The sequence below is a fragment of the Nocardiopsis xinjiangensis YIM 90004 genome, from assembly GCF_000341145.1.
GTDB lineage: Bacteria > Actinomycetota > Actinomycetes > Streptosporangiales > Streptosporangiaceae > Nocardiopsis > Nocardiopsis xinjiangensis.
Genome location: NZ_ANBE01000044.1, coordinates 15,304 through 40,530, shown reverse-complemented (window position 1 = coordinate 40,530; position 25,227 = coordinate 15,304). Strand labels below are relative to the sequence as shown.

Annotated in this window: 19 protein-coding genes and 1 pseudogene; 16 read left to right on the top strand and 4 right to left on the bottom strand. The window is 67.5% G+C overall.

From position 1 onward, the window contains the following. Window positions 1-1,505 precede the first annotated feature (1,505 nt). The 3 genes from D473_RS0119520 (at window position 1,506) to D473_RS0119510 (ending at window position 6,095) form a co-directional block, all read left to right on the top strand. Window positions 1,506-3,980: an ATP-binding protein gene (locus D473_RS0119520; protein ID WP_017610735.1), complete on the top strand. Its 2,475-nt coding sequence runs from the start codon at window positions 1,506-1,508 to the stop codon at window positions 3,978-3,980. A 76-nt stretch (window positions 3,981-4,056) separates the two neighbouring features. Then, the gene (locus D473_RS0119515; protein ID WP_026127123.1) at window positions 4,057-4,416 is read left to right on the top strand and encodes an ArsR/SmtB family transcription factor; all 360 of its coding nucleotides are present in this window, start codon (window positions 4,057-4,059) and stop codon (window positions 4,414-4,416) included. Next, window positions 4,413-6,095, top strand: a complete 1,683-nt coding sequence (locus tag D473_RS0119510; RefSeq protein WP_017610733.1) for a SulP family inorganic anion transporter — start codon at window positions 4,413-4,415, stop codon at window positions 6,093-6,095. The genes D473_RS0119515 and D473_RS0119510 overlap by 4 nt, the downstream gene beginning before the upstream one ends. 140 nt (window positions 6,096-6,235) lie before the next feature. On the opposite strand, the gene D473_RS0119505 is transcribed toward D473_RS0119510, so the two are convergent. After that, on the bottom strand, window positions 6,236-6,616 hold the full coding sequence (locus D473_RS0119505; RefSeq protein WP_017610732.1) for a hypothetical protein: 381 nt from the start codon (window positions 6,614-6,616) through the stop codon (window positions 6,236-6,238). A gap of 403 nt (window positions 6,617-7,019) precedes the next feature. On the opposite strand from D473_RS0119505, the gene D473_RS0119500 reads away from it, so the two are divergent. Then, window positions 7,020-7,610, top strand: a complete 591-nt coding sequence (locus D473_RS0119500; protein ID WP_017610731.1) for a Uma2 family endonuclease — start codon at window positions 7,020-7,022, stop codon at window positions 7,608-7,610. Window positions 7,611-7,717: 107 nt separating this feature from the next. Next, the gene (locus D473_RS0119495; RefSeq protein ID WP_017610730.1) at window positions 7,718-8,362 is read left to right on the top strand and encodes an NUDIX hydrolase N-terminal domain-containing protein; all 645 of its coding nucleotides are present in this window, start codon (window positions 7,718-7,720) and stop codon (window positions 8,360-8,362) included. A 118-nt stretch (window positions 8,363-8,480) separates the two neighbouring features. On the opposite strand, the gene D473_RS0119490 is transcribed toward D473_RS0119495, so the two are convergent. After that, on the bottom strand, window positions 8,481-9,269 hold the full coding sequence (locus D473_RS0119490) for an MBL fold metallo-hydrolase (protein WP_017610729.1): 789 nt from the start codon (window positions 9,267-9,269) through the stop codon (window positions 8,481-8,483). 93 nt (window positions 9,270-9,362) lie between these two features. Here D473_RS0119490 and D473_RS28730 point away from each other — a divergent pair. The 8 genes and pseudogenes from D473_RS28730 to D473_RS0119455 all read left to right on the top strand — a co-directional run. Then, window positions 9,363-9,721, top strand: a pseudogene (locus D473_RS28730) (ABATE domain-containing protein); the annotation flags it as partial. Between the two features lie 15 nt (window positions 9,722-9,736). Further along, entirely contained in the window at window positions 9,737-9,940 is a 204-nt protein-coding gene (locus D473_RS28725; protein WP_394296774.1) for a CGNR zinc finger domain-containing protein, read from the top strand. A gap of 228 nt (window positions 9,941-10,168) precedes the next feature. After that, complete coding sequence (locus D473_RS0119480; protein ID WP_017610727.1) at window positions 10,169-10,501, top strand: hypothetical protein; 333 nt, start codon at window positions 10,169-10,171, stop codon at window positions 10,499-10,501. Window positions 10,502-10,564: 63 nt separating this feature from the next. Next, a complete protein-coding gene (locus D473_RS0119475; protein WP_017610726.1) occupies window positions 10,565-13,219 on the top strand; it encodes a TPR repeat region-containing protein in 2,655 nt (884 codons plus the stop codon). A gap of 84 nt (window positions 13,220-13,303) precedes the next feature. Next, window positions 13,304-13,783, top strand: a complete 480-nt coding sequence (locus D473_RS0119470; RefSeq protein ID WP_241474829.1) for a hypothetical protein — start codon at window positions 13,304-13,306, stop codon at window positions 13,781-13,783. A 188-nt stretch (window positions 13,784-13,971) separates the two neighbouring features. Beyond that, entirely contained in the window at window positions 13,972-14,328 is a 357-nt protein-coding gene (locus D473_RS0119465) for a hypothetical protein (protein WP_017610724.1), read from the top strand. Window positions 14,329-14,399: 71 nt separating this feature from the next. After that, window positions 14,400-14,876 carry a hypothetical protein gene (locus D473_RS0119460; protein WP_241474828.1) on the top strand — a complete coding sequence of 159 codons (477 nt, stop codon included), beginning with the start codon at window positions 14,400-14,402 and terminating at the stop codon, window positions 14,874-14,876. Window positions 14,877-14,968: 92 nt separating this feature from the next. After that, a complete protein-coding gene (locus D473_RS0119455) occupies window positions 14,969-15,421 on the top strand; it encodes a hypothetical protein (protein ID WP_241474827.1) in 453 nt (150 codons plus the stop codon). 395 nt (window positions 15,422-15,816) lie between these two features. On the opposite strand, the gene D473_RS0119450 is transcribed toward D473_RS0119455, so the two are convergent. Next, window positions 15,817-17,634, bottom strand: a complete 1,818-nt coding sequence (locus D473_RS0119450; RefSeq protein ID WP_017610721.1) for a BCCT family transporter — start codon at window positions 17,632-17,634, stop codon at window positions 15,817-15,819. Between the two features lie 749 nt (window positions 17,635-18,383). On the opposite strand from D473_RS0119450, the gene D473_RS0119445 reads away from it, so the two are divergent. Further along, window positions 18,384-19,376, top strand: a complete 993-nt coding sequence (locus D473_RS0119445) for a hypothetical protein (protein WP_017610720.1) — start codon at window positions 18,384-18,386, stop codon at window positions 19,374-19,376. 194 nt (window positions 19,377-19,570) lie between these two features. Beyond that, the gene (locus D473_RS0119440) at window positions 19,571-20,803 is read left to right on the top strand and encodes a hypothetical protein (RefSeq protein WP_017610719.1); all 1,233 of its coding nucleotides are present in this window, start codon (window positions 19,571-19,573) and stop codon (window positions 20,801-20,803) included. Here D473_RS0119440 and D473_RS0119435 read toward each other — a convergent pair. Then, a complete protein-coding gene (locus D473_RS0119435; RefSeq protein WP_017610718.1) occupies window positions 20,790-22,199 on the bottom strand; it encodes a hypothetical protein in 1,410 nt (469 codons plus the stop codon). The genes D473_RS0119440 and D473_RS0119435 overlap by 14 nt on opposite strands. Window positions 22,200-22,904: 705 nt before the next feature. Between D473_RS0119435 and D473_RS25110 the strand changes: the two genes are divergently transcribed. Continuing rightward, complete coding sequence (locus D473_RS25110) at window positions 22,905-25,214, top strand: type IV secretion system protein (RefSeq protein WP_241474825.1); 2,310 nt, start codon at window positions 22,905-22,907, stop codon at window positions 25,212-25,214. The last annotated feature ends 13 nt before the right edge of the window (window positions 25,215-25,227 follow it).

Genomic DNA, 25,227 nt, shown 5'->3' with positions numbered 1-25,227 from the left:
AAGAGCCGGGCCCCAGCGCAGGTGCACCGTGCAGGGTCTCCTGAGCCACAAGAAACCCAGATGCCCAACCACACGAGGGGCTCAGCCCCAAGGCACGTGCACGGTGCTGGGTCTCCCGGTCCACAAGAAACAGGCCTGCTCAACCACACAAAGGGCTCAGCCCTCAGAGCAGGTGCAGGGTGCAAGGTCTCCCGGTCCATAAGAGACCCGGATGCCCAACCACACAAAGGGCCGAGCCCCCAGAGCAGGTGCACGGTGCAGGTTCCCCTGCGCCATAAGAAACCTGGATGCTCAACCATGTGAGGGGCTGGGCCCCAGGGCAGGTGCACGGCGCAGACTCTCCCCTCCCCCACAGGTGACAGGTTTGCTCAGCCACAGTCGGCGCGGGGTGCGCGCCCCCGGTGCCACGGAAACCCCGGAGCCTCCGCGCGTACCACGCGGTGGCCTCCCCAGCCGTCCTTATGCGGTCTCTGGACGCCCGGAGCCCCGCAACCATCCGGGCACAGAAGCGCGTGAGCCCGCACCGCGTCTTTGGGCTCGACCGGGGCAAGGCCCCTCCCCACAGAAAAGGGAAGAGACCGACACGGACCCTCGCGCCAGGGGGTTTCCGTGCTCAACCACACGAGGGGCTGGGCCCCAGGGCAGGTGCACGGTGCCAGGCCTCCCTCGCTCCGGACTCTCTCTTCTCTTCTTTTCAGGGCGTGTTCGTGGTTCCCCTCACCGCCCCTGTGTCCCGTTCCTGGGGTCGGGCCTGTCTGTGGCTGGGGTCCAACCCCCCTTGGCGTGCGGCTCTGCGCATGCCTTCTCCCACTCCTTCGGGGAGGGGCCTTCCCCCGGGCCAGGCCAAGGACAAAGCGCGGGCTCACGCGTCCCCCGTGCGTGAGTGGTCGAGGGGCTCCGGGCGTCCAGAGACCGCGTAAGCATGGCTGGGGAGACCACCGCGCGGAACGCGCAAGGGGGGCCTTCGGCCCAAGGGGCGAGGCACCGCGCGAGGGCTGTGGCTGAGCAAACCTGTCACCTGTGGGGGAGGGGAGAACCTGCACCGTGCACCTGCGCTGGGGCTCAGCCCCTCACATGGCTGAGCATGCCTGTTTCTTGTGGCTCAGGAGAGTCTGCACCGTGCACCTGCTCTGAGGGCTGAGCCCTTTGTGTGGCTGAGCATCCGGGTTTCTTACGGCCGGGGAGAGTCTGCACCGTGCACGTGCTCTGGGTCCCGGCCCTTCGTGTGGCTGAGCACTCTGTTCCTTACGGCTGGGGGACCTTGCACCGTCACGAGCCCACCTGGTCCGTGGCTCGGTCCCGCACCATCGGGTTCTGGCGCGCCGAAACCGACTCGGCTTCCCACCCCAGGCGGGATGCAGCACTATGGGGTGGAACCCGAACGAACGGGAGGAGCCCGCCACGGGCACTCTCCACGGGCGGGCGCGGGCGTGTGCCGGGGGGTGCACGGGCCCCCACCGCATCCGTCTCCGCCCTCTGATCAGAACTCGAGGAAGGGCTTGCAGATGACCGGCACCAGGGGCACCCGGAGCGCGACCCGCCTCGCGGTGCGTTACTTCGACGACCGTGTGCTGCTCAGCGACGCCGACGCGTGGGCCTATTTCCGGCTGCCGACCGTCTCCTACGAATTCACCACGCCCGAGGAACGCCAGGGCCTGGCCACCAACATCACCATCGCGCTCGCCGCCATCCGGATGAACGACGCCGAGGTGCACCTGCGCGTCGCCCACCGCACCTATCCGGCGGCCGAGTGGGCCACGACCCTCGACGCGACCTCCGACGCCGGGCCCGGCTGGTACGACTACCTCGAGGAGATGTACCGGCACGTGTGGGCGAAGGACTTCTGGACCAAGGAGGTCTACCTCGGCGTCCGGCTCGGTCCCCGAAACAGCGGCCCCGGCCTCGGTTTCTTCTCCCAGATCATGTCCGGCTACCAGCGCACCGAACAGATGCTGGGCCTGACCGACGACTCCGTCGACGACCGTGAGCTCGCCCGCTGGACCGACCAGGCCGAACGCCTCGGCCGCGCCCTGGCCGCCAGCTCCCTGCATGCCCACCACGCCACCGCCGACGAGATCGCCTGGCTCGTGCGCCACGCCGTCACCGGATCCGCCGAGGAACCCCGCCCCTCGGCCACCCCCAAACGCACCTGGGGGCGCGGCGAGATCGAGGCCCTCGTCGACGGCACCCTCGTCAACGGCCGTTCCTCCCTGCGCCTGGACCAGCCCTCCGGTCCCACGCACGTCGCCTACTTGTCGTTCGCGCGCTTTCCCGACCTCATGCCCTTCCCCGACGGGGAGCCCTGGATCCACCACGCCGACGCGCTCCCCTTCCCCGTGGAGATGTCGCTGCGGATGAAGCTGGTCCCGCCGGCGAAGGCCTCCAAGGACGTGGGCCGCAAGCTCGCCCACGCCCGTGACATGGACGCCCACATCCGCGAGGCCGGCGTGGAGGCCCCCATCGCTCTGGCCGAGCAGATCGACGCGGCCCGCATGCTCGAGCACGGCATCACGAAGGAACGCCTGCCGTTCGTCTACGGCTGGCACCGGCTCATGGTCTCCGCCCCCACCGAGAAGCTGCTCGACCAGCAGGTCGAGGCGGTCGTGGAGCACTACCGCGACATCGGTATCGACGTCATCAACTCCACCGGCGACCAGCTGTCCCTGTTCAACGAGTCGCTGCCCGGGGACCGGATCCGCCTCAACGCCTACGCCCAACGCCAGCCGCTGCGCACCATCGCCGGCGGCATGCCCACCGCGACCGTGGACGTCGGCGACCGTATCGACAACACGCAGTCCGGCGGCGGCTGGGTGGGCCCCTACATCGGCGAGACCGTGGGACGTGCGCGCTCCATCGTGCACTTCGACCCGCTGGTCGCCGCTGCCCGCAACCGTCCCACCGCCATCGCCATCACCGGGGAGCCCGGCGGCGGCAAGACCACGCTCGCGCTGCTGATGATCTACCAGCTCGCCCTGCGCGGGGTCACCGTCGCCGCCATCGACCCCAAGGGCGACGCGGAGTCCTTGGTGGAGCTCTTGCAGCGCCGCGGCCGCAAGGCCCGCATCATGTCGCTCGGCTCGGCCCAGCCCGGGTTGCTGGACCCGTTCGCGTTCGGCGACGACCTCGCCGCGAAGAAGACCATGGCCACCGAGACCCTGCGGCTGCTGCTGCCCCGGATGAGCGAGGAGCGCGAGTCGGCGATGATCCAGGCCGTCGCCGCCGTCGCCAACCAGCCCCAGCCGTCCCTGGCCAAGGTCGTGGACCACCTGATCGGGGCCGAGGACCCGGCGTCGAGGAACCTGGGCGCGGTGCTGCAGTCGATGTCGGAGATGCGTCTGGCGTCGCTGTGCTTCGACCCGCAGGGGGACGCCCGCATCGACACCGAGGGGTGGACGACCGTGTTCACCCTCGGCGGGCTGACCCTGCCCGATTCCGGGCTGCGCCGCGACGACTACTCCTACGAGCAGCGGCTGTCGGTGGCGCTGCTGTATCTGGTGTCGCAGTTCGCGCGGCGGCTCATGAACGGGCTCGACCGGCGCCTGCCGAAGGCGATCTTCCTGGACGAGGCCTGGGCGGTGACCTCGACGCCCGAGGGCGCCAAGCTCGTGCCGGAGGTCTCCCGGATGGGGCGTTCGCGGAACACGGCGCTGATCCTGGTGTCGCAGAACGCCGGGGACATGCTCAACGAGCAGGTCACCAACTGCCTGTCGTCGGTCTTCGCGTTCCGCTCGAGTGAGCGGCACGAGGTCGAGAGCGTCATGTCCCTGGTCGGTGTGGACCCGACCGAGGACCACCAGTCGGTGCTGCGCCACCTCAGCAACGGCGAGTGCCTGTACCGGGACCTGGACGGGCGGACCGGACGCATCGGCGTCGACCTCGTCTCGGAGAACCTGCTGCGCTGGCTCGACACCAACCCGACCCGTCGCCCTCCGGTCGTGGACGAGGACGGCCTGGTGCCCACCGGTCACCAGGACCCCTGAGGCCGCGCTCCGCCCGACCCTTGACCACCGGGGCCACACGGTGACCCCGCACGCATGCTGATATGATGATTTCATCATGCCATTCAGTCATAGTCAGCGGCCGCTCTACGAGATGAAGGCCGGGTTGTTCAAGGGGTTGTCCCATCCGTTCCGGGTGCGGGTGCTCGAGGTGCTCTCCGACGGCGAGGAACACACCGTGACAGAGCTGTTGGAGGACACCGGGCTGGAGGCCTCCCACCTGTCGCAGCACCTCGCGGTACTGCGCCGGCACCGCTTGGTGGTCTCGGAACGGCGCGGGAGCCACGTCCACTACCGGCTCGCCTGGCCGGAGGTCGCCGATTTCCTGGTGGCGGCCCGGAGGCTGCTCGTGCAGATGGTTACGAGCGACGAGAAGCGCATCACCGACGTGGCCGATCTGCCGGAACTCGCCGAATGACGAAGTCCCTCTCCTCACACGTTCTCCGGTTGCTGCCCCGGCGCCGGGACTACCAGGGCCTGCGGCACACCTGGCGAGCCGATCTCCTGTCCGGGCTGACCGTGGGTATCGTCGCCCTCCCCCTGGCGCTGGGCTTCGGCATCTCCTCCGGTGCCGGAGCCGAGGCCGGCCTGATCACCGCCATCGTCGCCGGGCTCGTGGCCGCGGTGTTCGGCGGTTCCCACGTCCAGGTGTCCGGCCCCACCGGTGCCATGGTGGTGGTGCTGGCGCCGATCGTGGCTTCGCACGGCGTCGCCGCGGTCGCCTTGGTGTCGGTCCTCGCGGGGATCCTGTTGCTCGGCGCCGGCCTCCTCCGGCTCGGCCGCGCGGTCTCCTTCATCCCCTGGCCCGTGATCGAAGGATTCACCGTCGGTATCGGTGTGATCATCTTCCTGCAGCAGGTGCCGGCTCTGACCACCCCCGAGGAGCACGGCGCCGGCCACACGAACGTGGTGGTGCGGGCGGTGGGTTCCGTGCTCTCGGCCGACCCCGTGTACCTGGCCTGGGCCGTGGGAGCGGTCGCCGTCGTGGCCGCGTGCATGGTGCTTCTGCCCCGGATCCACCCTGCCGTTCCCGGTTCGCTCATCGGCATCACCCTCGTCACGGTGGTGGCGCTGTTCGTCTCCACACCGCTGGCGGTGATCGGGGAACTGCCCGACGCACTACCGGCGCCGAGCCTGCCGCTCTTGGACCAAGCGGTCGTGATGAGCCTTCTGTTGCCCGCGGTGACGGTGGCGGCCCTGGCCGGGATCGAGTCGTTGCTCTCGGCCCGGGTCGCTGCCTCCATGGCCGACACCGGAACCTACGAACCGGACCGGGAACTGACAGGGCAGGGTCTGGCCTCCGTGGCCGCCGGGATGTTCGGCGGTATGCCGGCCACGGGCGCGATCGCGCGGACGGCGGTGGCGGTCCGCGCCGGGGCCAAGACCCGGTTGGCTGCCGCGAGCCACGCCGGGGTCCTGCTCCTGGTGGTGGTCGCGGTCGCGGACCCGGTGGGACACATCCCGCTGGCGGCCCTCTCCGGGGTGCTCATGGTGACCGCGCTACGCATGGTCGACCTGCGCACCAGCTGGTCCATCCTGCGCTCCACCCGTGCCGATGCCACCGCTTTCGTGGTCACCGCCGTCGTGACGGTCTCGGTGGACCTCATCGTCGCGGTGATGATCGGTCTGGTCGTCGCGGGCGTCTTCGCGCTCCGGGAACTGGCGCGAGCGAGCACGGTACAGCGTGAAGAACTCCCCGGCCCCGCGCAGCCCGATGACCACCGCGTCGCCCTGCTGCGTTTGGACGGACCGTTGTTCTTCGCCCCCGCCGACCGTGTACTGGAGGACATCACCGGCCTGAGAAGTGTTTCGGTCGTCATCCTGCGGCTGTCCCGGGTCCAGTTGCTCGACGCGACCGGGGCACGGGCGCTCGCCGAGACCATCCAGCGGCTCGAAGCACGAGATGTCACCGTCCTGATCAAGGGGGTGCGGGAGGACCACGCCCCCTTGTTGCAGCGCGTGGGCACTCTGGGGGTGCTGCGGCACCGCAAACACCTGTTCTCCGATCTCGCGGACGCCGTCGCCCATGCCCGCTCCCACACCGCCCGCGAACGGGCGGGGACGGCGGGGACGGCCTCGCAGGTGCCCCACGTCTGAGCCCGTCGCAGGCTCGGCACCGACCCGACCCGCAGGCTTCCGGCGCTCGACGGGGAGGGCCTGGTGCCGTCGGGAAACCCGGAGCGGTAGGGTCCGGTCGCCCGGGGCCGGGCATCGGAGCCGCGCGTCTTCGCTCTGGGTCAACGGCTCAGAGAAGCCGGTGTTCGCCACAGGGCCAGAGCCAGGCCGACACCGAGAGGGACGGACCACCAGAGCTGGTACCAGAACACCTCACCCAAGTGCTGCCAGGGCGTAGTGCCCGCAGCCACTCCGATCAGCACGCCCAGAGCCACAGCCTGGGGGATACGTGGCTGGGAACGCAGGAGCAGGCACACCGCCCCGAACACCGCCACCGCCACGTAGGCGCAGACGAAGACCTGATGCGCCAACGGATCGGGCACGGAGGCTTCCCACGAGGACCAGCCCAGCAGAGCTGCGGCCCCGAGGAAGACCCCCGCGCCGATGAAGGGCATGGCGGTGTTGCGTTGGCCGGTGGGTCGCTGCTGTGTCGACGCAGTCATATTTACGGGCTCCCCTTATTTCAGCTCTGCACCCTTGGTTCTATGCACAGGATTGACGCCACTGGCACCCCCGGGCGTTGCAGCACTGGTTCAGCGCTTGGCAGGCCGGCACCAGACTCCGAGACAACCCAGGCACGACGCAGCGTTTCCACATCCGGCCACTTTCGGCCCAATGAGCCTCTGTCAGGCTCTGACACCCGCCGTTGAACGGGGGAGTTCCGCGCGTCTGTGAACGAGAGAACCCTCGTTCGATGGGGAGAGGTGCTCGGGGTACCTGGCATGTCCCGTCCGTAAGCGGGTTGCCGGTCTCGGCCAGGCCAGGACATAACCCGGTTTCCCAGCCATGGGCTGCCTCCTCTCGCGATACTGGCGCGCATGAGCGCAAGGAGGCAGGATGTCTGTCATGACCACCGGGGACGCGGGTACGCCCGAGCGGCCGTTGACCGTGGGCGATCTGGAGCACACGCCGGAGGACGGACGCCGGTACGAGCTCGTCGACGGGCGGCTTGACGTGTCGCCCGCGCCCGGGTCGCTGCACATGCGGGTGGCCAACCGCCTGGCCACGCACCTCAACATCGTCTGCGGCGGTGAGTACGAGATCGGCGAGAACGCCGGCATCAATCTCGACAGCGCCCGCATCAACCATCGCATCCCGGACGTCGTCGTCTTCGACGGTGCTCCGCCCATGGACGGCTACACCGACGTGCCGCCGCTGCTGGTGGTGGAGATCATTTCCCCGGACAGTATTTTCCGGGACAGCAGCACCAAACGCGGAGAGTACGCCGCTTTCGGCGTCCCCTCGTACTGGATCATCAATCCGCTCGCGGACCGCATCGGCCTGCTCGAACTGCGTCTGGACCGCGGCGGGTACCGGGATGCCGCCCAGGTCCACGGCGACACCTTGTTCGGAACCGACGCTCCGTTCCCTGTGAGCCTCGTACCCCATTGGTTGACCGCGGACGGCCCCTGGCTGCGCCACCTCGGTGGGGACTGACAGGGGAGCATTCACATGCGGATGTGCCCATGGCCGCGTGGTGACGCTCCGACGGCCCTGGCCGTGTGTAGCCGTAAACCCTCGACCGGCCTGAGAGCCTGGGCCGCATGACGACCTCACCGGACAGCGAGCGCATCCGCCGCACGGCCATGGAGCTGACGGCGTTGTCGGAGTCGGCGTTGGCGTACTGCACCGACGCTTTCGACATCGAGCGTTTCCACCGCATCGGAACTCTGGCCCAGGACCTCATGCAGGCGGTCGCCTCGGAGGACCTGCCCGAATACGCCCCCCACATCGCCGCGGCAGCGGGATACGCCACCCCCAAACTCGACGTGCGAGGCGGGGTCTTCGACCCCCAGGGGCGGGTCCTGCTGGTGCGGGAACGCGCCGACGCCGACCGCTGGACCCTGCCCGGTGGGTGGTGCGACGTGCTGGAGAGCCCTCGGAGCGCGGTCGAGCGTGAGGTCCTGGAGGAGGCCGGGCTGCGCGTGCGGGCGCGCCATCTCGCGGGGGTGCTCGACCGCCACCAGTGGCCGCACGTGCCCGTCTACGACCGGCACATCTACAAGCTCTTCCTCGTGTGTGAGCCCTGGGACGATCTGGATGCCGGTTTCAGCAGTGACGAGACCAGCGCGGTGGGGTGGTTCGACGTGACCGATCTGCCGGAGCTCTCCGTGGCGCGTGTGTTGCCCGAGCAGATCGAACTGCTCCACGCGCACTGGAAGGAACCGGGGCCCGCGCACGTGGATTGAGTGGTGCCGCGGTGGCGGGGCCGGCCGAATGTGCTGTCACGGGCCCACCGGAGGAGCTCTGCGGAGCATGCCGCGCCCGCCCGGCCGCGGCATGCTCCGATGGTGTGTGGGAACCGGCTCAGAAGTTCAACACGTCGCCGTCCTCGGGCACCAGGACGCTCTCGCTGATCCCGCGGTCGGCGGCGAGGGAACGCACGTCGGCCCGAGTGACCGGGCAGTGGTTCAGCGCCTCCATGTGCACGGCGACGACGCGTGCCTGCGGGGCCAGCTGGTAGACCTCGAACACGTCCTGGGCCTCCATGAGGATCGGGCCCGTGGTGGGGAACTCCTCTTCCCCTGTGGCGAGTACCGCTCCTCCTGTGTTGAGCACCACGACATCAGGGGTGTGCTGCTCCAGGGCCGCGCGGACGTCCTCGGTGAGGACCGTGTCTCCCGCGAAGTACACCGCCGGCTCCTCGGGGTGGCTGACCACGACGCCCATGACCTGGCCCAGGGACGGCACGGCCTCGAGCGCAGCGTGGGTACCGTGCCGGCCCTCGGTGCGGTTGAAGGCGAGGCCGTCGATGGTGATCGGCTCGTCGAGGATCCGCACGTCGGTGAAACCGTCGTTCGTGATGAGTTCGGCGTCCGCAGCGTGCTGGACGAGCACGGGTACGTCGCGCGGCAGCAAGGAAGCGGCGGCGGAGTCCCAGTGGTCGGTGTGGGTGTGAGTGACCACCACGATGTCCGGCGAGAGCAGGTCGGCCAGGGGAACGGCCAGGTCGACGAGCGGGTTGCGCGCGGTATCGCCGGTGTTGCTGGGGAACGCCTCCATCGCGCCCTTGGCACTCAGCATCGGGTCGATCAGGACGGTCTTCCCGCCGGACTCGAGCACGGCCGTGGCGTTGCGGACCTGGGTCATCTTCATGGTGGATCGCACCTTCTCATGGATAAAAGCATGGTTTGGCGTGACCACGCTAGGCCTTGTTCACGTTAAAAACAAGCTTGTTACCATGAGGACGTGTCTGACCTCTCTTCAAGCATCGCGCTGCCGCTGCCGCCCGCCCCAGGAGCCGAGGAACACCCGGCTCTGGACCTGGCGAACTCGCGGCTGACACTTCCGGCCAGACGGGTGGTCGACGCGCTCGGAACCCCCGAGGCTTCGACGGCATGGTTGATCGAGCACGGGCTGACGGGGCCGGAACAGCCGCTGCAGGCCTACTGCGCATCCCGGCTCACCGGGTTGNGGCGGGGGAGCGCCCCGACCCCGCCGCGCTCGAGGCACTGAACGAGGCGATGCGCCTCGCCGCGACGGCGCAGCCGGTCGCATGGGACGAGCGCAGCGGGCTGCACCGGATCCAGGTGCACTCGACGACACTTGCGGTCGAATATGCGATGGCGCAGCTCGCCGACGACGCCGCGGCGCTGCTGACCGGCCCGGAGTCCGGCCTGTTGGTGCACTGCGAGGCGTCCTCGTGCAACCGCTTCCTGCTGCGCACGCACGCACGCCGGCAATGGTGCTCCACCCGGTGCGGTGACCGCGTACGCGCGGCACGGGCGTACGCACGTCGCACGGAGCGCGCCGCCGTGGCCGAATGAACCCTCCGGGAGCCCGTGGCTTTCCGACGGGAAGGCCGGCTGACCATGGTGCGCCGTACCCAGGAGGCGCCCGGGGCGGGTTCACGTGGACCGCGGAACTTCTGCCCCCGTCCGTGCGTCCCAACACGACCAGAGACCCCTTCACATCGCCGGTGACGAGCGGTCCTGGTAGGTGTAGGGTGCCGCGCCCCTCCTGGAATTCCGCGCTCGAGAAGAGGAGACCCCCACATGAGTAACGAAGCAGGTGGCAACCCGATCGAGGGGATGCAGGGCGGTGAGTACGCCGAAACGCTCGCGGCCGCCATGGCCGGGCTCGCTGACGGCTTCGACCTCCTCATGGAGGACGCCGAGAGCGCCGCCGGGAACGAGGACGTCAGAGCCGGATTCAGGACGTTCAAGGAGGAGGCGTCCCAGTCCCTCATCGACGTGCAGGAGCACGGTATGACGCTGGCCCACAATGTCCAAGCGGGCGCGGGGGAGATCGCCCAGAACGACCTGGACAACGCTGAGGGCTTCGAACACCCCTGGCAGGCCCTCGAGGACATCAACGCCCCGAACTGACCGCACCCCCGCTACCCCTTCCCCGGCCGCCCGTCCCCACCTTCTGTCCCTTCGAGGAACCCCGTGGCAACCTTCTCCATCGTTTTCTACGCCCGCGATTCCTACGCCGACTCCAAACGCATCTACGACTGCGCGGAAGACCTGGAAATCCTCAACGCACGTCTTCTCGGCCGCGCCGACGATCTCAGTGGGAGTTTCGACTCAGCGGCCACCCAGTTCACCGACGTCATCGCCTGGGATATCCAGACCCTGAACGAAGAGGATCTGCAGAACTGGCGCGACGCCGCCGTCTCCGTCACCTATGCCGCTTCGGTCACCGAGATGTGGGCGGACATCGTCGACGCCTTCCACAAGGAGCGCGATGACCAGCTCAGCACCTGGGACGGCAGAAAGACGGAGAAGGAGAACGCCGTCCCCGCCAAGTACCAGGGCGACCGCATCACCGAGTCCTACCCCGAGGCTGACGGCTTCCTCTGGACCGACATGGGCGCGGGGGACGAACGAAAGTGCCGGGACCTCTACGAGGAACTCGACACGGTCGCGGAAGGACTCAGGACCCGGGAGGACGACAACTGGCAGGCCCTCGAGGACGGCGCCGAGGACATCAAGACGATGCTCGAGGAGGGGCCGACCCCGGAGAACGTCCGCAAGCTCATGGAGGCGGGCAACGCCAGCTGGGCGTTCGTCAACCTCGACCCCTCCCGGTACTCCGAGCTCCTGGAGGACCGCGATCTGTCCCTCGAGAACGCCGAGGAGTACGCCGATGAGCTCGCCGACTACTGGTCGGGGGACAAACCGTTGGACGAGCGCTATCACGAGTTGATGCTCGTGCTCTCGATGGTGGGGACCAACGCCCGGCAGAGCCAGGAGAACGGCACGAAGCTCAGCGACGAGGAGATGGCGTTCCTGGAGGAGTTCTACGCCCAACTGGAGGAGCCCTACCTCAGTGACGGGGCCGGTGCGGGCATCATGGTCTACCCCGACCTCATGGACGAGTCCGACATGAGCGATCAGGAACGGGAAGATGCCCTCGGCATGCTCGGCGACGGGCTGCTCGTGCTCTCGGACCCGGAGCTGGGCGGGGGATACAACGAGCTGCCCCAGAGCTTCCGGTACGCCGTGGAGGGGTCGTGGATCAACCCCGACGCGGAGGACAAACTCCCCAGTCTGCCTGTGGGAAGTGACATGAAGGCGCTCTCGGCCTTCATGGAGCACACGGACGACAATCTGCAGGGCGGCTACGGGTTGTCGACCAACCTCCACCTGACCACGGGCGCGTTCCTCGATGCGTGGGGCGATGAGTCCGACCCGGACGGGGTACTGCCGAGCTCCGAGCAGGTCTCCCACCTGGTGGACGTGGCCAGCCGCAACACGGACGCGAACTACTACATGCTCACCGGCGAACACCGCAACGAGGAGGAGGGCGTCGACTACGGCGACGCCGACCTGCGTACCCAGGCGCTGGAGGGCACGCTCACCTACAACTGGCACGACGGCGGCCACACCGCCCGCCAGCTCACCGACTGGCTCGCCGAGGACATCCACAGCGACGACCCCGACGTGAGCCAGCGCGCCGGAGACGCCTTCGCCGGGTTCATGGAGACCATCACCGATTCGGACATGCACGAGGCCCTCGTCAATACCGGGGTGGATGTCCACGAGGGGGACAACGAGTACTCCGATGCCTCGTTCACCCAGGTCAACGGGGAACTGGCCGACAGCCTCGCCGACATCTTCGACGCCCACATCTACAGCTTCGCCAACGGAGAGGTGCTTGACGGCGAAAACGTGCCGAACTCGGGAATCGGGGAATTCGACCCGGAACAGAGCTTCGTGGAAATGGGGCCCGACGAACGGGCCATGTACATGCAGCTCCTCATGGGTGACGACGAGACCGCTGGACGCGTCGTCAATTCCGTGGACGCCTACCAGCAGGTCGAATCGATCGCCTTCTTGGAGACCGGGAACGAAGCGAGCACCGCACGTGGCTCAGCTCAGCTCCAAGGGTTGCTGGAGCGGGCCCTGTGGTTGGAGTCCGAGAACCGCGTCGCCGATCTCGATGAAGACGTCGATCGCAGGACACAGATCGCCGAGTTCGTGGTGAGCGGTGCAGGAGACCTGTCCGAGAAGATCCCGGTCATCGGCACGGCCGTGTCGAAGGGCCTGGGACTCGGTGAAGAGAGCATTGTGAACGCCGTCATCGACGGCGACCATGAAGTCTCCCCTCGGTACCCCGTCTACACCAGTGATACGTCCATCCAGCGGGAATTCCGGATGGAAACCCTCGACTACCTTGCGCAGAGCAACTCACAGGAATTCCAGGACGACACACAGCGCGGCGATTTCCGAACCCTGGTCGACAGCGGCGTGGTGACCATCGAGCGCGACGGCCAAGCGCTCGGCGCTTCCGACATCACCAACGACTTCACTTTCGATGACAACGTCACTGTGAGTGTCGCGAAGGAGACCGACTGGTCGGAGTTCGACGGTGACGGTCTCAGCTCCGTCGACGACGCCCTCTCCGGTATTATGGGCACGACGCATATCAGCGCTGAGTATGTCGATCCACATGGAGAGACCGTCGAGCGTGACGGCCCTGGCAACGACTGGGTGGAGGATTTCACCGGCGAATACACGAGCTACTACGACCAGACAAGAGAGTACTTCAACGGTGATGTCGAAGGATTTCGGGACCAGAACGAAGATTCCGAGGAATAATGAACTGGTCTGCGACCGCACCTTTGTACCCGGCGCGCCCTGGAGGAATCATTGACTCGTTGTGAGAGTCGTGCACCGGTCTTCATGGTGGCTGCCCTGGCCCTATGCATGGTTATGGCTGCGTGTTCCACGTCCGAACCCGAACCGGAAAGGGGAGGGGTGTCGCCGGACTATGTCTCCGAAGTTTGGGTCAAACGGGAAGCCATGCTTCACACTTTCGACCGCATGCTCATCGAAGGTGATCCCGAAGAAGTCCTCGAGAGTAGTACTGGTAGCCGGGGCGACTTGTTTGAATCCCATGTTCTCCATGAAGATGAAGATGGATACTCCATCGAGTTCGACAAGGGTGAATGGCGCACGGATGAGGCCGGCGGCATCGTGTCGGTGGACGTCGCTCTGGTCAATGCCATGGATTTCAACGAGGTCACTTGGTGTGAGGAGGCGGTCACCGGTGATGAGTTCGTCGATGCCTACATGGACGAGCACTGGGAAACCCTCGATTCCCAGGAGGAGTACACGGCGAGCATCGCTGATTACGTCGACTGCGGCGACGGGCGCGTCTGATCGGTCGATAGGAAGAGTTCGCTCTGGAGGAACCATTGACTCGTTGTGAGGGTCGGGTGCTCGCCTCTCTTTTGACTGCGTTGTCCATGTGTGTGGCTGTGGCTGCATGTTCCACGTCCGACCCCGAACCCGAAAGGGGAGGACTGCCGCCGGACTACGTCTCTTACTCATGGGTCAAACGGGAAGTCATGTTGCACATTCTCGATCGCATGCTCACCGATAACGAGCCTGAGGAAAAGGTCGAGACCATCACTGGTGGCCAGAATCCGCTTTTCGAGTCCCATGTCCTCAAGGAGGATGAAGGTGGGCACTTCATCGAATTCGACAAGGATGAATGGGATAACAAAGAAGTCCCCCTTCACCAGGTCGATGTCGCTCTGGCCGAGGCCATCAACTTCGACGAGGTCACCTGGTGTGGCGAACCTGTTGGCGGCGAGGAGTTCTTCGATGCCTATATGGAAGAGTTCTGGGACAACCTCGATTCCCACGAAGAGTACACGGCCAGTATCTCTGATTACGTCGACTGCGGCGACGGGCGCGTCTGACCGGTCGATAGAAAGAGCCCGCGCTGGAGGATCCGTTGACTCGTTGTGAGAGTCGTGCACCGGTCTTCATAGTGGCTGCCCTGGCCCTATGCATGGTTATGGCTGCGTGTTCCACGTCCGAACCCGAGACCGAAAGAGGAGGATTTCCGCCAGGCTACGTCTCCAAATTTTGGGTCGAGCGGGAAGTGATGCTCCACACGTTCGACCGTATGCTCAGCGAGGGTGACCCCGAAGAAGTCCTCGAGAACAGCACAGGAAGTCGGGACGACTTGTTCGAATCCCATGTTCTCCATGAAGATGAAGATGGATACTCCATTGAGTTCGACAAGGATGCATGGCGAACCGAAGAAGTTGGTGGCCTGAACTGGATCGATGCTGCTCTAATCAATGCCACTGATTTCAATGATGTCACTTGGTGTGGGGAGACGGTCACGGGGGATGTGTTCGTCGATGCCTATATGGAAGAGTTCTGGGACAACCTGGATTCCCATGACGAGTACACGGCGAGCATCGCTGATTATGTCGACTGCGGCGACGGGCGCGTCTGACCGGTCGATAGAAAGGATCCGCCCTGGAGGAACCGTTGACCCGTTGTGAGGGGCGCGCGCCCGCGTTTCTCTTGATCGCGTTGTCCATGTGCATGGCTGTGACCGCATGCTCTGCGTCCGACACTGAACCGGAAAGCGGAGGGGTGTCACCTGGTTACGTCTCCAAAGGATGGGTCGAGCGTGAGGTGATGTTGCACATTCTCGACCGTATGCTCACCGATAACGAGCCTGAGGAAAAGGTCGAGGTCATCACTGGTGGCCAGAATCCGCTTTTCGAGTCCCATGTCCTCAAGGAGGATGAAGGTGGGCATTACATCGAATTTGACAAGGATGAATGGGATAACGAAGAAGTTCCCCTTCACCGGGTCGATGTCGCTCTGATCTACGCCACTAACTTCGATGAGGTCACCTGGTGTGGCGAACCTGTTGGCGGCGAGGAGTTCTTCGATTCCTATATGGAAGAGTTCTGGGACAACCTGGATTCCCATGACGAGTACACGGCGAGCATCGCTGATTACGTCGACTGCGGCGACGGGCGCGTCTGACCGGTCGATGGCAACGTATCTCCCAGGGGATCGTCGGCCCCGTCCGCGGTACATGCAGATCCCGGATCTGCCCTCCGCGCGTGTGGAGTGGAAGCGCCTGGACTCCGCGTTGTGTGAAGGGGCGCCGTTGCCCGAGCCGTGGGCCTGTTCCGCACCGGTGAACCGGATCCGCTGACTCCCGCGCCCCATGGGCCCTGTGCCGGACGTTCCGGCCGGGGCCACACGCACATGTGGTCGGTCTCGCAAGCACGCGCCCACGTGAGAGGGCAGGCACGGGCTCTCCGGCGATCACTGGGTGTGGACCACTCCGTGCTCGCCGGGGCTCGTGCCTGCCCTCGTCGTCGGCCTCATCCGGCCGACACAGCATCCCTAAGGATCCCTACGGCCGGCCGCTGTCAGTCGGAGTTCTCCCCGAACTGGCCTCCGGACTGCGGCCGCTGCCCCGGTGGGTTCGGCCGGCGGACGGGGCGCCTCACCGAACCGGTCCGTGCCGGCAGCGTGCCGCGTCCGGTGACCCGGGTCTGGTCGACGTAGGGGTCACGCATCACGGGCGGGTCATCGAGGGCCTCGGGTTGGACGACGACTTCGGAGGTGTCGTGTTCGTCCTCGTCCTGGCGGCGTTCGTACTCCTCCGGGGGCAGGACCTTCTTCCACGAGCGTGTCCGCGTCACCGGCAGCTCTCCGGCGTCTTCCCGCAGGGCCCGGTACACCGCATACATCTGGAAGTAGCCCATCACGAAGAACGGCAGGCCCACGAGAACGACGATCTTCTCGAGCGCTTCCAGCCCGCCGGTCCCGGAGAACACCAGCAGGGTGGCGGTCACCACGGCGATGGCGATGGCCCAGAAGATGCGCTGGCCCAACGGGTTGAAGTCTTCGTGGCCGTTGGCCATCGTGTCGGTCACCAGTGCCGCGGAGTCCACCGAGGTGATGAAGAAGACCACCACCAGGATGATGGCGATCACCGAGATGAAGAGCGTGCCGGGGTAATGCTCCAAGAACGCGAAGAGGGCGCCGGGGATGTCGCCTTCGTCGACGACGCTTTCGACCAGTCCGCCTTCACCGTTGAGTTCGATGTCGATGGCGGAGAGCCCGAAGATGCCGAACCACAGTACCGAGAAACCGGACGGGATGAGGAGTACGCCGGAGACGAACTGGCGGATGGTGCGGCCCTTGGAGATCCGGGCGATGAAGATGCCCACGAACGGCGACCAGCTGATCGTCCAGGCCCAGTAGAACACCGTCCAGGTGTTCTGCCAGCCCGTGTCGGCGAAGGTGTCGTTCCACAGGGCCAGTTCCGGCAGGTTCACCATGTAGGTGCCCAGTGCCTCGATGGTGCCCTTGAGCACGAAGAGGGTGGAACCGGTCACCAGGACGAAGATCAGCAGTCCTACGGCCATCCAGATATTGAAATTGGACAGGCGCTTGATGCCGCGGTCCAGGCCCAACGCGACGGAGATCATCGCGACCCCGCCGACGACGCCGATGATGACCAGCTGCCACACGGCGTTCTCGGGGATGCCGAACACGCTGTTGATCCCGCTGTTGATCTGCAGGGCGCCCAATCCGAGCGAGACCGCGACGCCGAAGACCGTGCCGACGATGGCGACGATGTCGATGAACCGGCCGATCGGCCCGTGGATCCGCTCGCCGAGGATCGGCTGGAAGATCGAGCTGACACGCGGAGGCAGGTTCCGCTTGTGGATGAAGTAGGCGAAGCACAGCGCCGGCAGGGTGAAGATCGCCCAGGTGTGCAGGGTGAAATGGTAGAACGTGAAGTTCATCGCGTCCACGGCCGCGCCTGTCGTTCCCGGCTCTATGCCCAGAAAGGCGCCCCGCGGCGGATCACCGAAATGACTGACGGGTTCGGCCACGCCCCAGAACAACAGGATGCTACCGATGCCGGCGGCGAAGAGCATGGCGAACCAAGCCGGACCGGAGTGCTCGGGGGGTTCGTCGTCGGGGCCCAGTTTCACCCGTCCGAACCTGCCGAGGGCGGCATAGATCAGGAAAACCAGGAACAGGGTGAGGCCGAAAATGTAGAACCAGCCCAGGTTGGTGTACAACCAGTCCGAGGCGGTGGTGACGGCTGCATCCAGCGGATCGGTGAAGATGACGGTGACGAGCACGAACGCGATGATCACCGCGGCCGAGCCGAAGAAAATCGACGGCGACGTGCGCAGTCGTAGGAGATCGTGCAAACGGGTCAGCATGTAATCGACTCCTCGAACCAGACGCTGACTTACCGGGGGGTGCGGCAGGGTAGTTTTGTTAGGGTACGGGCCCTGTCAATGTTTTGTCTTCAACCGATAAGTCAGAGTGTCACCGTCGCGATCATTCAGAGAAGAGCTTTCTGCTTTCGCAATGTCCGTTTTAGTGTGGAATCCGTAGGACTTGCAGAGGCTGCTGTGGGTGCCGTGCGTGATACCCGCGACCTGGAGTCCACACCCCGATACCCTGCCAGCCGTATGGTGCCGAGCGCGAGGTTGCGCAGACATTCATGATCCGAGTCGCGCGCGTGGAGGCCCCGCGCGGCCGCCCGCGGACCCGCGCGTGGATCCGCCGTCCCCCGCTTGAGCTGGGTGGATACCCACGGACCGGCGTGGTGAGTGCCTGAATCGTCCGGGGTCGTGGAGGGCGGTCCCGGGGATGCGGGGCCGAACGGGTTCCAGGAGTGCGGGAACGGGCGAGGCCGCGCGCCCGCCCGAATCGTGAGTGCCAGGTTCACGCCTCGCTGGGGATGGGAACGCCCTTTTCTATCGGTTCGCCCGCCGGGCGCACCCGGCCACCGGTCCCCGACCCTCCACCCCCGCTCCCATCCCCCACCCCACCCCACCCCACCGCTTCCGTTCCTTCCTTCCCTCCTGACAGCCACACGCCTGCCCCGCCCCGACACGAAAGACGCACGCCCACGCTCCACCGAGCCGCCCCAGAGCCCCCACCCCCATCCGAGGGACCGCCCATGAGCGAGGACGTCCACCGGCCCCGACCCGTCGTCGATCCCTCCCTCGGCCCCGAACACCGGGAGGAGGCCCTCGCCGCCCACGTCCGCTCCCTGCGCCCGGATCCCCGCGCCGCCCGCCTTCGCGAGGGCAGCGCCCAACTCCTCGGCGTCGGCCTGACCCTCGGCCTGACCACGGTCCTCGGCGGCTGGTACCTGGCCATGGTCATCGCCACCATCACCGCCGTCGCCCACACCGTCGCCCTCCTGGTCCGCGACGAGGCCCACCCGGCCGTACGCGCCTGCGGATCCTTCCTGGGGGCCGGAGCTCTCGCGGCCGTCCCCGTCTGGCTCCTGGACCCCGCCGCCGCGACCGGCCTGCCCTGGCTGGTCTTCGCCGGCCTCACCGTCCTGGTCGCCGCCGACGGACTCGCCCGCCGCCCCCGCCCCGACACCCTCCTCTCTGACCACCTCGTCGGCCCGGACGAAGTGTGCGAGGCCGACCACCCTCTCCTCGTCGACGTCCAACACACCATCGACCGGGTCGCCTGCCACGCCCGCGAACTCGGCGAGGGCCCCGACCCCGACCGCACCCTCGCGGTCCTGCGCGAAGAGGAGTGGCGCATCGCCGGCGTCCTCGCCCGCCAACGCACCCTGCGCCGGGCCCACCTGCGCCGTTGGCAGCGCGCCGAGTCCGACCGGGTCCGCGAGGCCCTGTACCCCCAGCGCGAGTACCTGGAAGCGGTCGAGGACGCCGTCCGCCGCCGCGTCGACTCCATCCGCGACTACGGCCGCATGTTCGAGCGCGCCCTGGCCGCCCACCGCGAATGGGTCCAGTGCCGGGAAGCCCTCGACTCCACCCCCGACTACGCCCGGCACCTCGCCGACGCCGAGGCCCTCGAGACCGGGGCCGGTGACCTCTCCGACCTCGCGTGCGCCGCCGACGCCGCCGGGCGGGTCCGGGACGAGCACGTCCGCGCCCTCCTGGGCCACTGCCTCCACTCCGACCACTGAAGGGGGAGTTCCCCGACCCGAGAGGCGCCCCGCCCGGCCCCGCCGGCCCCCGCACCGTTCCGCACACATCCGGCCGCTTTGAGCCACACCCGCACGTGCCCGATAGTGGGGCAGAGCCGTCACCGAGAACGGGGCCGGTCCCGACGCTGCACGTCGGAGGCAGAGGCGGCACGACGGGGAGAGGAAGTCACGTCTTGGGAACGGACCTGTTCGAGGACAAGTTCGACGGCGCGGTGTGGGCGCTGGGCCACCTGCCCGGCGATCCCTTACCGCCGCCGGGGCCGAACCGTCCGCGGATGGACACCGACCTCCACAGCGCGTTGACCGCCCTGGTCGAGCACGGCTACGACGGGCCGTTCCAGGTCCTGGGCGCCGAGCACTGCGCCCTCATGGTCCTGCGCAGGGACTGGTCGTGGCTGCGCGGGCACGCCGCCGACCTGGGTCTGGACGAGGGCGACCCGCTCCCGCACCCCGACGACACCGGGCGCCCCTCGCCTTTTCCGACCGGACGCCCGCACGCGGTGGAGACCGGTGCCGAACTCGAACGTGCCCTGGCCGCCCTGGACATCCGAGGGTTCCCGGACCGCGCTTTCGCCCTGTGCCGGGAGTCGGGACGCCAGGTCCTGGCCGCGGTGCTCTCCGCCCGCGCCTACGAGGGCCCGGCCGCGTGGGCGGCCGAGCACGCGCCGAAGAAGGTCCTGCGCGGACTGCTGGCGGAGGTGGTGCTGGCCCTCCAGCAGATCCGTCTCACCGGACGCACCCGGGAACCGAAGGCCAACTCCGGTTTCGTGCCCGACGTCGGAGAGGTCCGTTCCAGCCGTCGCCCGCGCGCGGTGCATGGGGACAAGGCGCTGACCCTGCCGCTGTCGGTGCGGCGTGTGGTGCGCGGGGAGCACGGGACACGTGTGGAGTCGGAGGTGGTGCTCCCCAAGGCGGAGAACTCCCGCACCCTGGAGGACCCCGCCGAGCCGGCCGCCCCGGAGGGCATGGCGCCGCAGCCCTCACCGGACGGGCAGCCGGAGGGCCTTCCGTCCGGTTCCACGGGCGGCACGATGTACGGGCCGGCGGGAGGACCCCCGCAGCGCAGCGGTGTGCCGGGCCAGCTCGCGACGATCCGCTGGGAGGGTTTCTCCCACGCCTGGGACGATCTCGGGAACCGGTACCTGATGCTGTTCGAGGTGGAGAAGGGACAGCCGGGGCTGAGCTGGTTCCTGGGGACCGAGGTGGTCACGCAGACGCTCTTTCCGACGCTGGCCGAGGACGCCATGCAGCTGATGCTCACCAGCCCCGGACACCTGGTCTCCCGGGCCCCGACCATCGACGGTCAGGTGAGCGGGCGCCCCAGCGTGCGCACGGTGCCCGACGGCAACACGGTCACCGTGGAGCTGCGGCGCGGTTGGGCGCCCGGACCGCTCACGGCCCGGTGAGCACGTCCTCGGGGCCCTGGAAGTACTCCACGGTTCGGTCGGCGAGGTCCACGAGGTCCTCTTCCTGTGCCGGACGCACCTGCGTGGCCCATTCCGCCAGCTCCCGCGCCTCGAAGTCGGCGTGCCCGAGAGTGGCCCCGGCGCCCGGGCCGGACCCCGCTTCTCCACCGGATCCACCGGGACCCCCGCCCTGCGACCGGTCCGGCTCCTGCGTCCACGGCCCCAGGTACACCACACGGCCGGGTTCGTACTCGTACCGCACCGCGTCCGGAGCGCCCAGCGCCTCGGGATCCTCCGGGACCACTTGTTCCCCAGCGCTCTCAGACCCGTCGAGTGCCCACTGGGCGACCACCGGACCGTCGGCGCCTTCCACTTCCAGGTCCTGGCAGTACGCGCCCTCCCCGTCGCACCACTCGCGCAGCACCGCCTCCGGGTCCTCGGCCGTGCGCTCGTCGGCCCACGTGGCGGTGCGCAGGTACCCGCCGTCGCCGTCCTGGTAGAAGACGGTGAACACGGACAGCCACTCCTCCTCGCCGGCCCCGTCGGCGCCGCTCTCACCGGCGCCCGTGTCCCCCGTGCCGTGCGCGGCGTCGTTGATCTCGGACCGGTAGGGCTCCCATCCCCCCGCGTCCAGCACCGCGGCCTCGTCCTCGTGCCCCAGGTTGGTCTGCCGCTGCCTTTCCAGCATCGACTCTTCCTGTGCCTGGCTCTGCGCCCACGCCGTGGCACCGGCCACAACCAGCACCACCGCCGACACCGCGGCCGCCCAGCGCACCCGGGCCCCGCGCGAGGCCAGCATCACCAGTGCCGCCAGTGGGGCCGTGATCACCCCGGCCGTCAGGATCCCCTCGGCCGGTTCGCCGGTCCCGAAGGCCAACTGCAAGGCCACGTTCCACCCGAACGCCGCGAACACGACCGTGGTGAACAGCACCATCGCCGCGGTCGGCCGCGGGAACCGCGCCGCCGCGAGCATGCGCCGGAACGCCCAGAACAGGAACACCGTCAGCGCCAGCGCCACCACCGGCGCCACGATCAACAGTCCGGTGCCGCCGGTCAATGAGGCCAGGGTGAGGATCGGCAGGGCCAGGGCCAGGATCAGCGTCAGCGCCACGGCGTGCACGGTCGCGCCGATGAGGGCCACGATCCAGGTGGAGGCCGGCAGCCGCCCCGGAACCCGGCTCTCCCCGCCCCCGTCAGGAGGGGAGGACCAGGCCTGGGGGCGCGGCTCTGCCGACGTACCGTTCTGCCCGTCGCCGGATCCCTGGGAGGGCCCGGGCGGGCCGCTCCACTGTTGGCTCGCGGAAACCGGCGTACCGGCGTCCGTGGATCCTGCGGACCCGGTGGAGCGCGCGCGGTCCCCTCCCTGCGGTTCTCGGGGGGTCTCGTCGGAGGTCATCGGGCCTCTCTCGGATAGGGAGTGAGGAAGAGAGAACTCGCGCCTGACCGTACTCGGCGTATGGCGGGTCCGATGGACGCCGAGGGGTTGCCCACCATGGTTCCTGATGTGGCTCGTGTGGCAAGCGGCGGGGGTGGGTCAGTACCGGCGGCGGTGTGGCGTGTGCGTTGGGTGCGCGTCGGCGGGGGAGCGGTCCGGGAGCGCTGCCGCCGGACACCTCGTCCGCCTTCTGGCCAGGGGTGATCACGACCCCGTAGAGGAATTTCGGTCCTGCGACAATGTGCTCTCGGGTTCCATCGGAAGGTGGTACATCGACGCGCGGGAAGTCCGTTAAGCGGTCGAATGTCCATCTTTGGTGAGGAAAGTGGATGTGATGCCGCTCATACTCCCTGGGTGGCCAGTAAATTGTGGCCTCGCGTTACGCCAGAGTTCCCAAGCGCCGTCCAGCTCCATCACCTGCGGAAATAGTGGCTGGTGCGGCTCATGGGTCCCCGCCGAATGTCCGGATTGCCTGCTCGAGTGCGAAACCCGTCGCGTTGCGTACATCCCCCGACCCCCTGATGGAGCACCATGGAAGATGGGGTACATACATGCGGGGTCTGTGGTTCGCGCGCGGGGCTCTTCTTCGCTGTGCGCTCGACCAGGTCCCGGCATGACCCGTCTTCCGATGAACCCACGGCACTACCACGACGCGGGAGCCAGTAGATGACGACGCATCAGCCCAGCCCACGGCGGAGCTGGCGGCGCGTGGTGATGATGCTTCTCCTCGGTGCAGGCTTTCTGCTGCTCCCCATCACCGGGGCCCAGGCGAACCCCATGTGCCCCGGCGAGCCGGCGCCCGTGCCCGAGTCCGCGGGCAGCGGGGCGGACGGGTTGCTGGTGCCGCCGCAGTCGCAGTCCGCCATCGAGGGCGCCCCCGACGGTCTCCCGCCCGACGCGAGCATGTACGGACAGTACGGGACCGCCGGGACGCAGTGGCACATGATCACCGAATCCTGCGTCGACGGGATCTCGAACGGTGCGCAGGCGACACTGGCGAATACCGCCTGGGACCTCTCCAAGACCATCAACCAGTCGACCATCACGGTCTACCAGGCAGCCAATTCCGACGGCCTCCTGTCCAGCTTCAACGAAATGGTCGAGAACGTCGTCGTCGCTCTGCGAGAGGGTATCTGGCGGCCGCTGATCCCGACCATGGTCATTCTCGGTGCCGTGTGGCTGGGATGGTACGGGCTCATCCGCAAGCGGATGACACTCACGATCGAGTCCTCGCTCTGGATGGTGCTCGCGACGGCGCTGGGAATGTGGATCCTCATCCAGCCGGCCGCCGTCATGGGGCTCGCCAGCAACCTGGTCAACTCCGGCACGCAACTGGTGACGAGCACCGTGGGGCAGGTTCCGTACGGGGGCGGGTCCGGTGCCTGTCCGCCGGGCGCTAGTGAGCCCGATCGTGCTGATTGGGAGTCGGAATCTGATTTCCAGGTGAGGCGCAACGCCGACATGCTGTGGTCGAGCCTGGTTTGTCAGCCGTGGGTGGCTGGGCAGTTCGGTAACGGTGATGTCGCTGAAGTCGCTGCTCAGGAGCATGCTGTTGATCTTATGGGTACCCAGGCAATCAGCCGAGTGGAGCAGCAGCAGATATCTGACGGGGATCTGGATGCAGCGCAACTGAGTGACGAAAAACAGGAATCATACGGCGAAATTGCGTCGAATGTCGAATCATCCTTCCCTGGTGTATATACCTTGTTTTCTGGGGATGACCAAGGAAGTCGGCTCGGAGTCGCAACTCTTGCATTGTTCTCGTCGATCTTTGCAGGCGGCCTGATTCTAGCGGCTTCGGTTGCGCTCATTGTTCTGAAGATCGCGTTCCTGCTTCTCTTCTTGTTGGCGCCGGTCTTTTTGCTGATCGGAATCCATCCCGGTTATGGGCGTACGGTCCTCTTGCGTTGGCTCGAGCTGATGGTGGGGTTCCTGCTCAAGCAGATCTTCATCGTGCTCCTGATCGCCCTGCTCGTCATGTCTTACGGCATGGTGATGTCGAGCAACCTCGGCTGGGGGCTGCAGATGATCCTGCTGGCCCTGTTCACCCTGGCCCTGTTCATCTACCGGAAGCCGTTCGCGCACCTGTTCAGCTCGGTCAACGCCAACACGTTCACCTCGCGTGTGGTCAGCGATGCCGCTCAGAGCCAGGCACTGGGGCGGAGCGCCGCCGCCCTTCCTCCGGTCGCCTACATGAAGGCGCAGAACTGGGGCCGCCGGCGCGCCCCCCAGATCGCTGCCGGAGCTGCCGGTACCCCCGCGTCCAACGGGACCGACCAGGCGGTTCCCCAGGACGATGCGCCCGCGGCGGCCGACGAACCCACGCGGGTGCGTGCGCGAGGGGGCTACGGCCGGGTCCGGGACAACGACGCTCCGCCGCCGCTCAACGTCAACCGCAGCGGTGCTGCCGGGGGCGGCGGTGGCAACCGTCCGGGGCCGAGCAACAGGAGCACGGACGAGGCCCCGAACCTCAGCGGCTCCCAAGCTGGTTCGATCCCGCCCCGTCCCAGCGGTGGCTACACCGGAACCGGTGACAGCGGATGGGGAGGCGTCTTCGGGGGCGGATCTTCCGGTCGTTCCGGCGGTTCCGGCGACCGTGGCGGGGGCGGTGCCCCTGTGGGCGGCGCCGCCTCCGGTGGCGGCCGGGCTGCCGCCGCCGAGCGCCCGGATCCCGCGACCGGACGCGGAATCTTCCAGGGACGTGAAGAGACCCCGCCTCGGGGCAACATCGGCGGTCAGGGCTCGCGTTGGGGCGCCCCCCGGGAGAAGCGTGATCGCCGGGCCCCGGAACGTCGCCCTCGGCCCGCCCCCGCACCCTCCGCCGACCGTGGACGCCGCGACGGTGAGGGCAGCTGGTTGACCGGCTCCGGCAAGAGCAACGACAACGCGCCGATCACCCCCTTCTGGGGCGAGGGCGGATCCGGTGGCCCGCGGGACCGCAAGCGTGACGTCCCCTTCTGGCTGAGCGACGACTGACGGATGAAAGCCT

What these genes read in the sequence shown, in the direction of transcription:
- D473_RS0119470 (WP_241474829.1), top strand. Translation starts at nt 13,304, where the DNA reads ATGGTGGCTGCCCTGGCCCTATGCATGGTTATGGCTGCGTGTTCCACG.
- D473_RS0119495 (WP_017610730.1), top strand. Translation starts at nt 7,718, where the DNA reads ATGACGACCTCACCGGACAGCGAGCGCATCCGCCGCACGGCCATGGAG.
- D473_RS0119510 (WP_017610733.1), top strand. Translation starts at nt 4,413, where the DNA reads ATGACGAAGTCCCTCTCCTCACACGTTCTCCGGTTGCTGCCCCGGCGC.
- D473_RS25110 (WP_241474825.1), top strand. Translation starts at nt 22,905, where the DNA reads ATGACGACGCATCAGCCCAGCCCACGGCGGAGCTGGCGGCGCGTGGTG.
- D473_RS0119450 (WP_017610721.1), bottom strand. Translation starts at nt 17,634, where the DNA reads ATGCTGACCCGTTTGCACGATCTCCTACGACTGCGCACGTCGCCGTCG.
- D473_RS0119500 (WP_017610731.1), top strand. Translation starts at nt 7,020, where the DNA reads ATGACCACCGGGGACGCGGGTACGCCCGAGCGGCCGTTGACCGTGGGC.
- D473_RS0119435 (WP_017610718.1), bottom strand. Translation starts at nt 22,199, where the DNA reads ATGACCTCCGACGAGACCCCCCGAGAACCGCAGGGAGGGGACCGCGCG.
- D473_RS0119445 (WP_017610720.1), top strand. Translation starts at nt 18,384, where the DNA reads ATGAGCGAGGACGTCCACCGGCCCCGACCCGTCGTCGATCCCTCCCTC.
- D473_RS0119455 (WP_241474827.1), top strand. Translation starts at nt 14,969, where the DNA reads ATGGCTGTGACCGCATGCTCTGCGTCCGACACTGAACCGGAAAGCGGA.
- D473_RS0119520 (WP_017610735.1), top strand. Translation starts at nt 1,506, where the DNA reads ATGACCGGCACCAGGGGCACCCGGAGCGCGACCCGCCTCGCGGTGCGT.
- D473_RS0119490 (WP_017610729.1), bottom strand. Translation starts at nt 9,269, where the DNA reads ATGAAGATGACCCAGGTCCGCAACGCCACGGCCGTGCTCGAGTCCGGC.
- D473_RS28725 (WP_394296774.1), top strand. Translation starts at nt 9,737, where the DNA reads ATGGCGCAGCTCGCCGACGACGCCGCGGCGCTGCTGACCGGCCCGGAG.
- D473_RS0119465 (WP_017610724.1), top strand. Translation starts at nt 13,972, where the DNA reads ATGTTGCACATTCTCGATCGCATGCTCACCGATAACGAGCCTGAGGAA.
- D473_RS0119480 (WP_017610727.1), top strand. Translation starts at nt 10,169, where the DNA reads ATGAGTAACGAAGCAGGTGGCAACCCGATCGAGGGGATGCAGGGCGGT.
- D473_RS0119515 (WP_026127123.1), top strand. Translation starts at nt 4,057, where the DNA reads ATGCCATTCAGTCATAGTCAGCGGCCGCTCTACGAGATGAAGGCCGGG.
- D473_RS0119505 (WP_017610732.1), bottom strand. Translation starts at nt 6,616, where the DNA reads ATGACTGCGTCGACACAGCAGCGACCCACCGGCCAACGCAACACCGCC.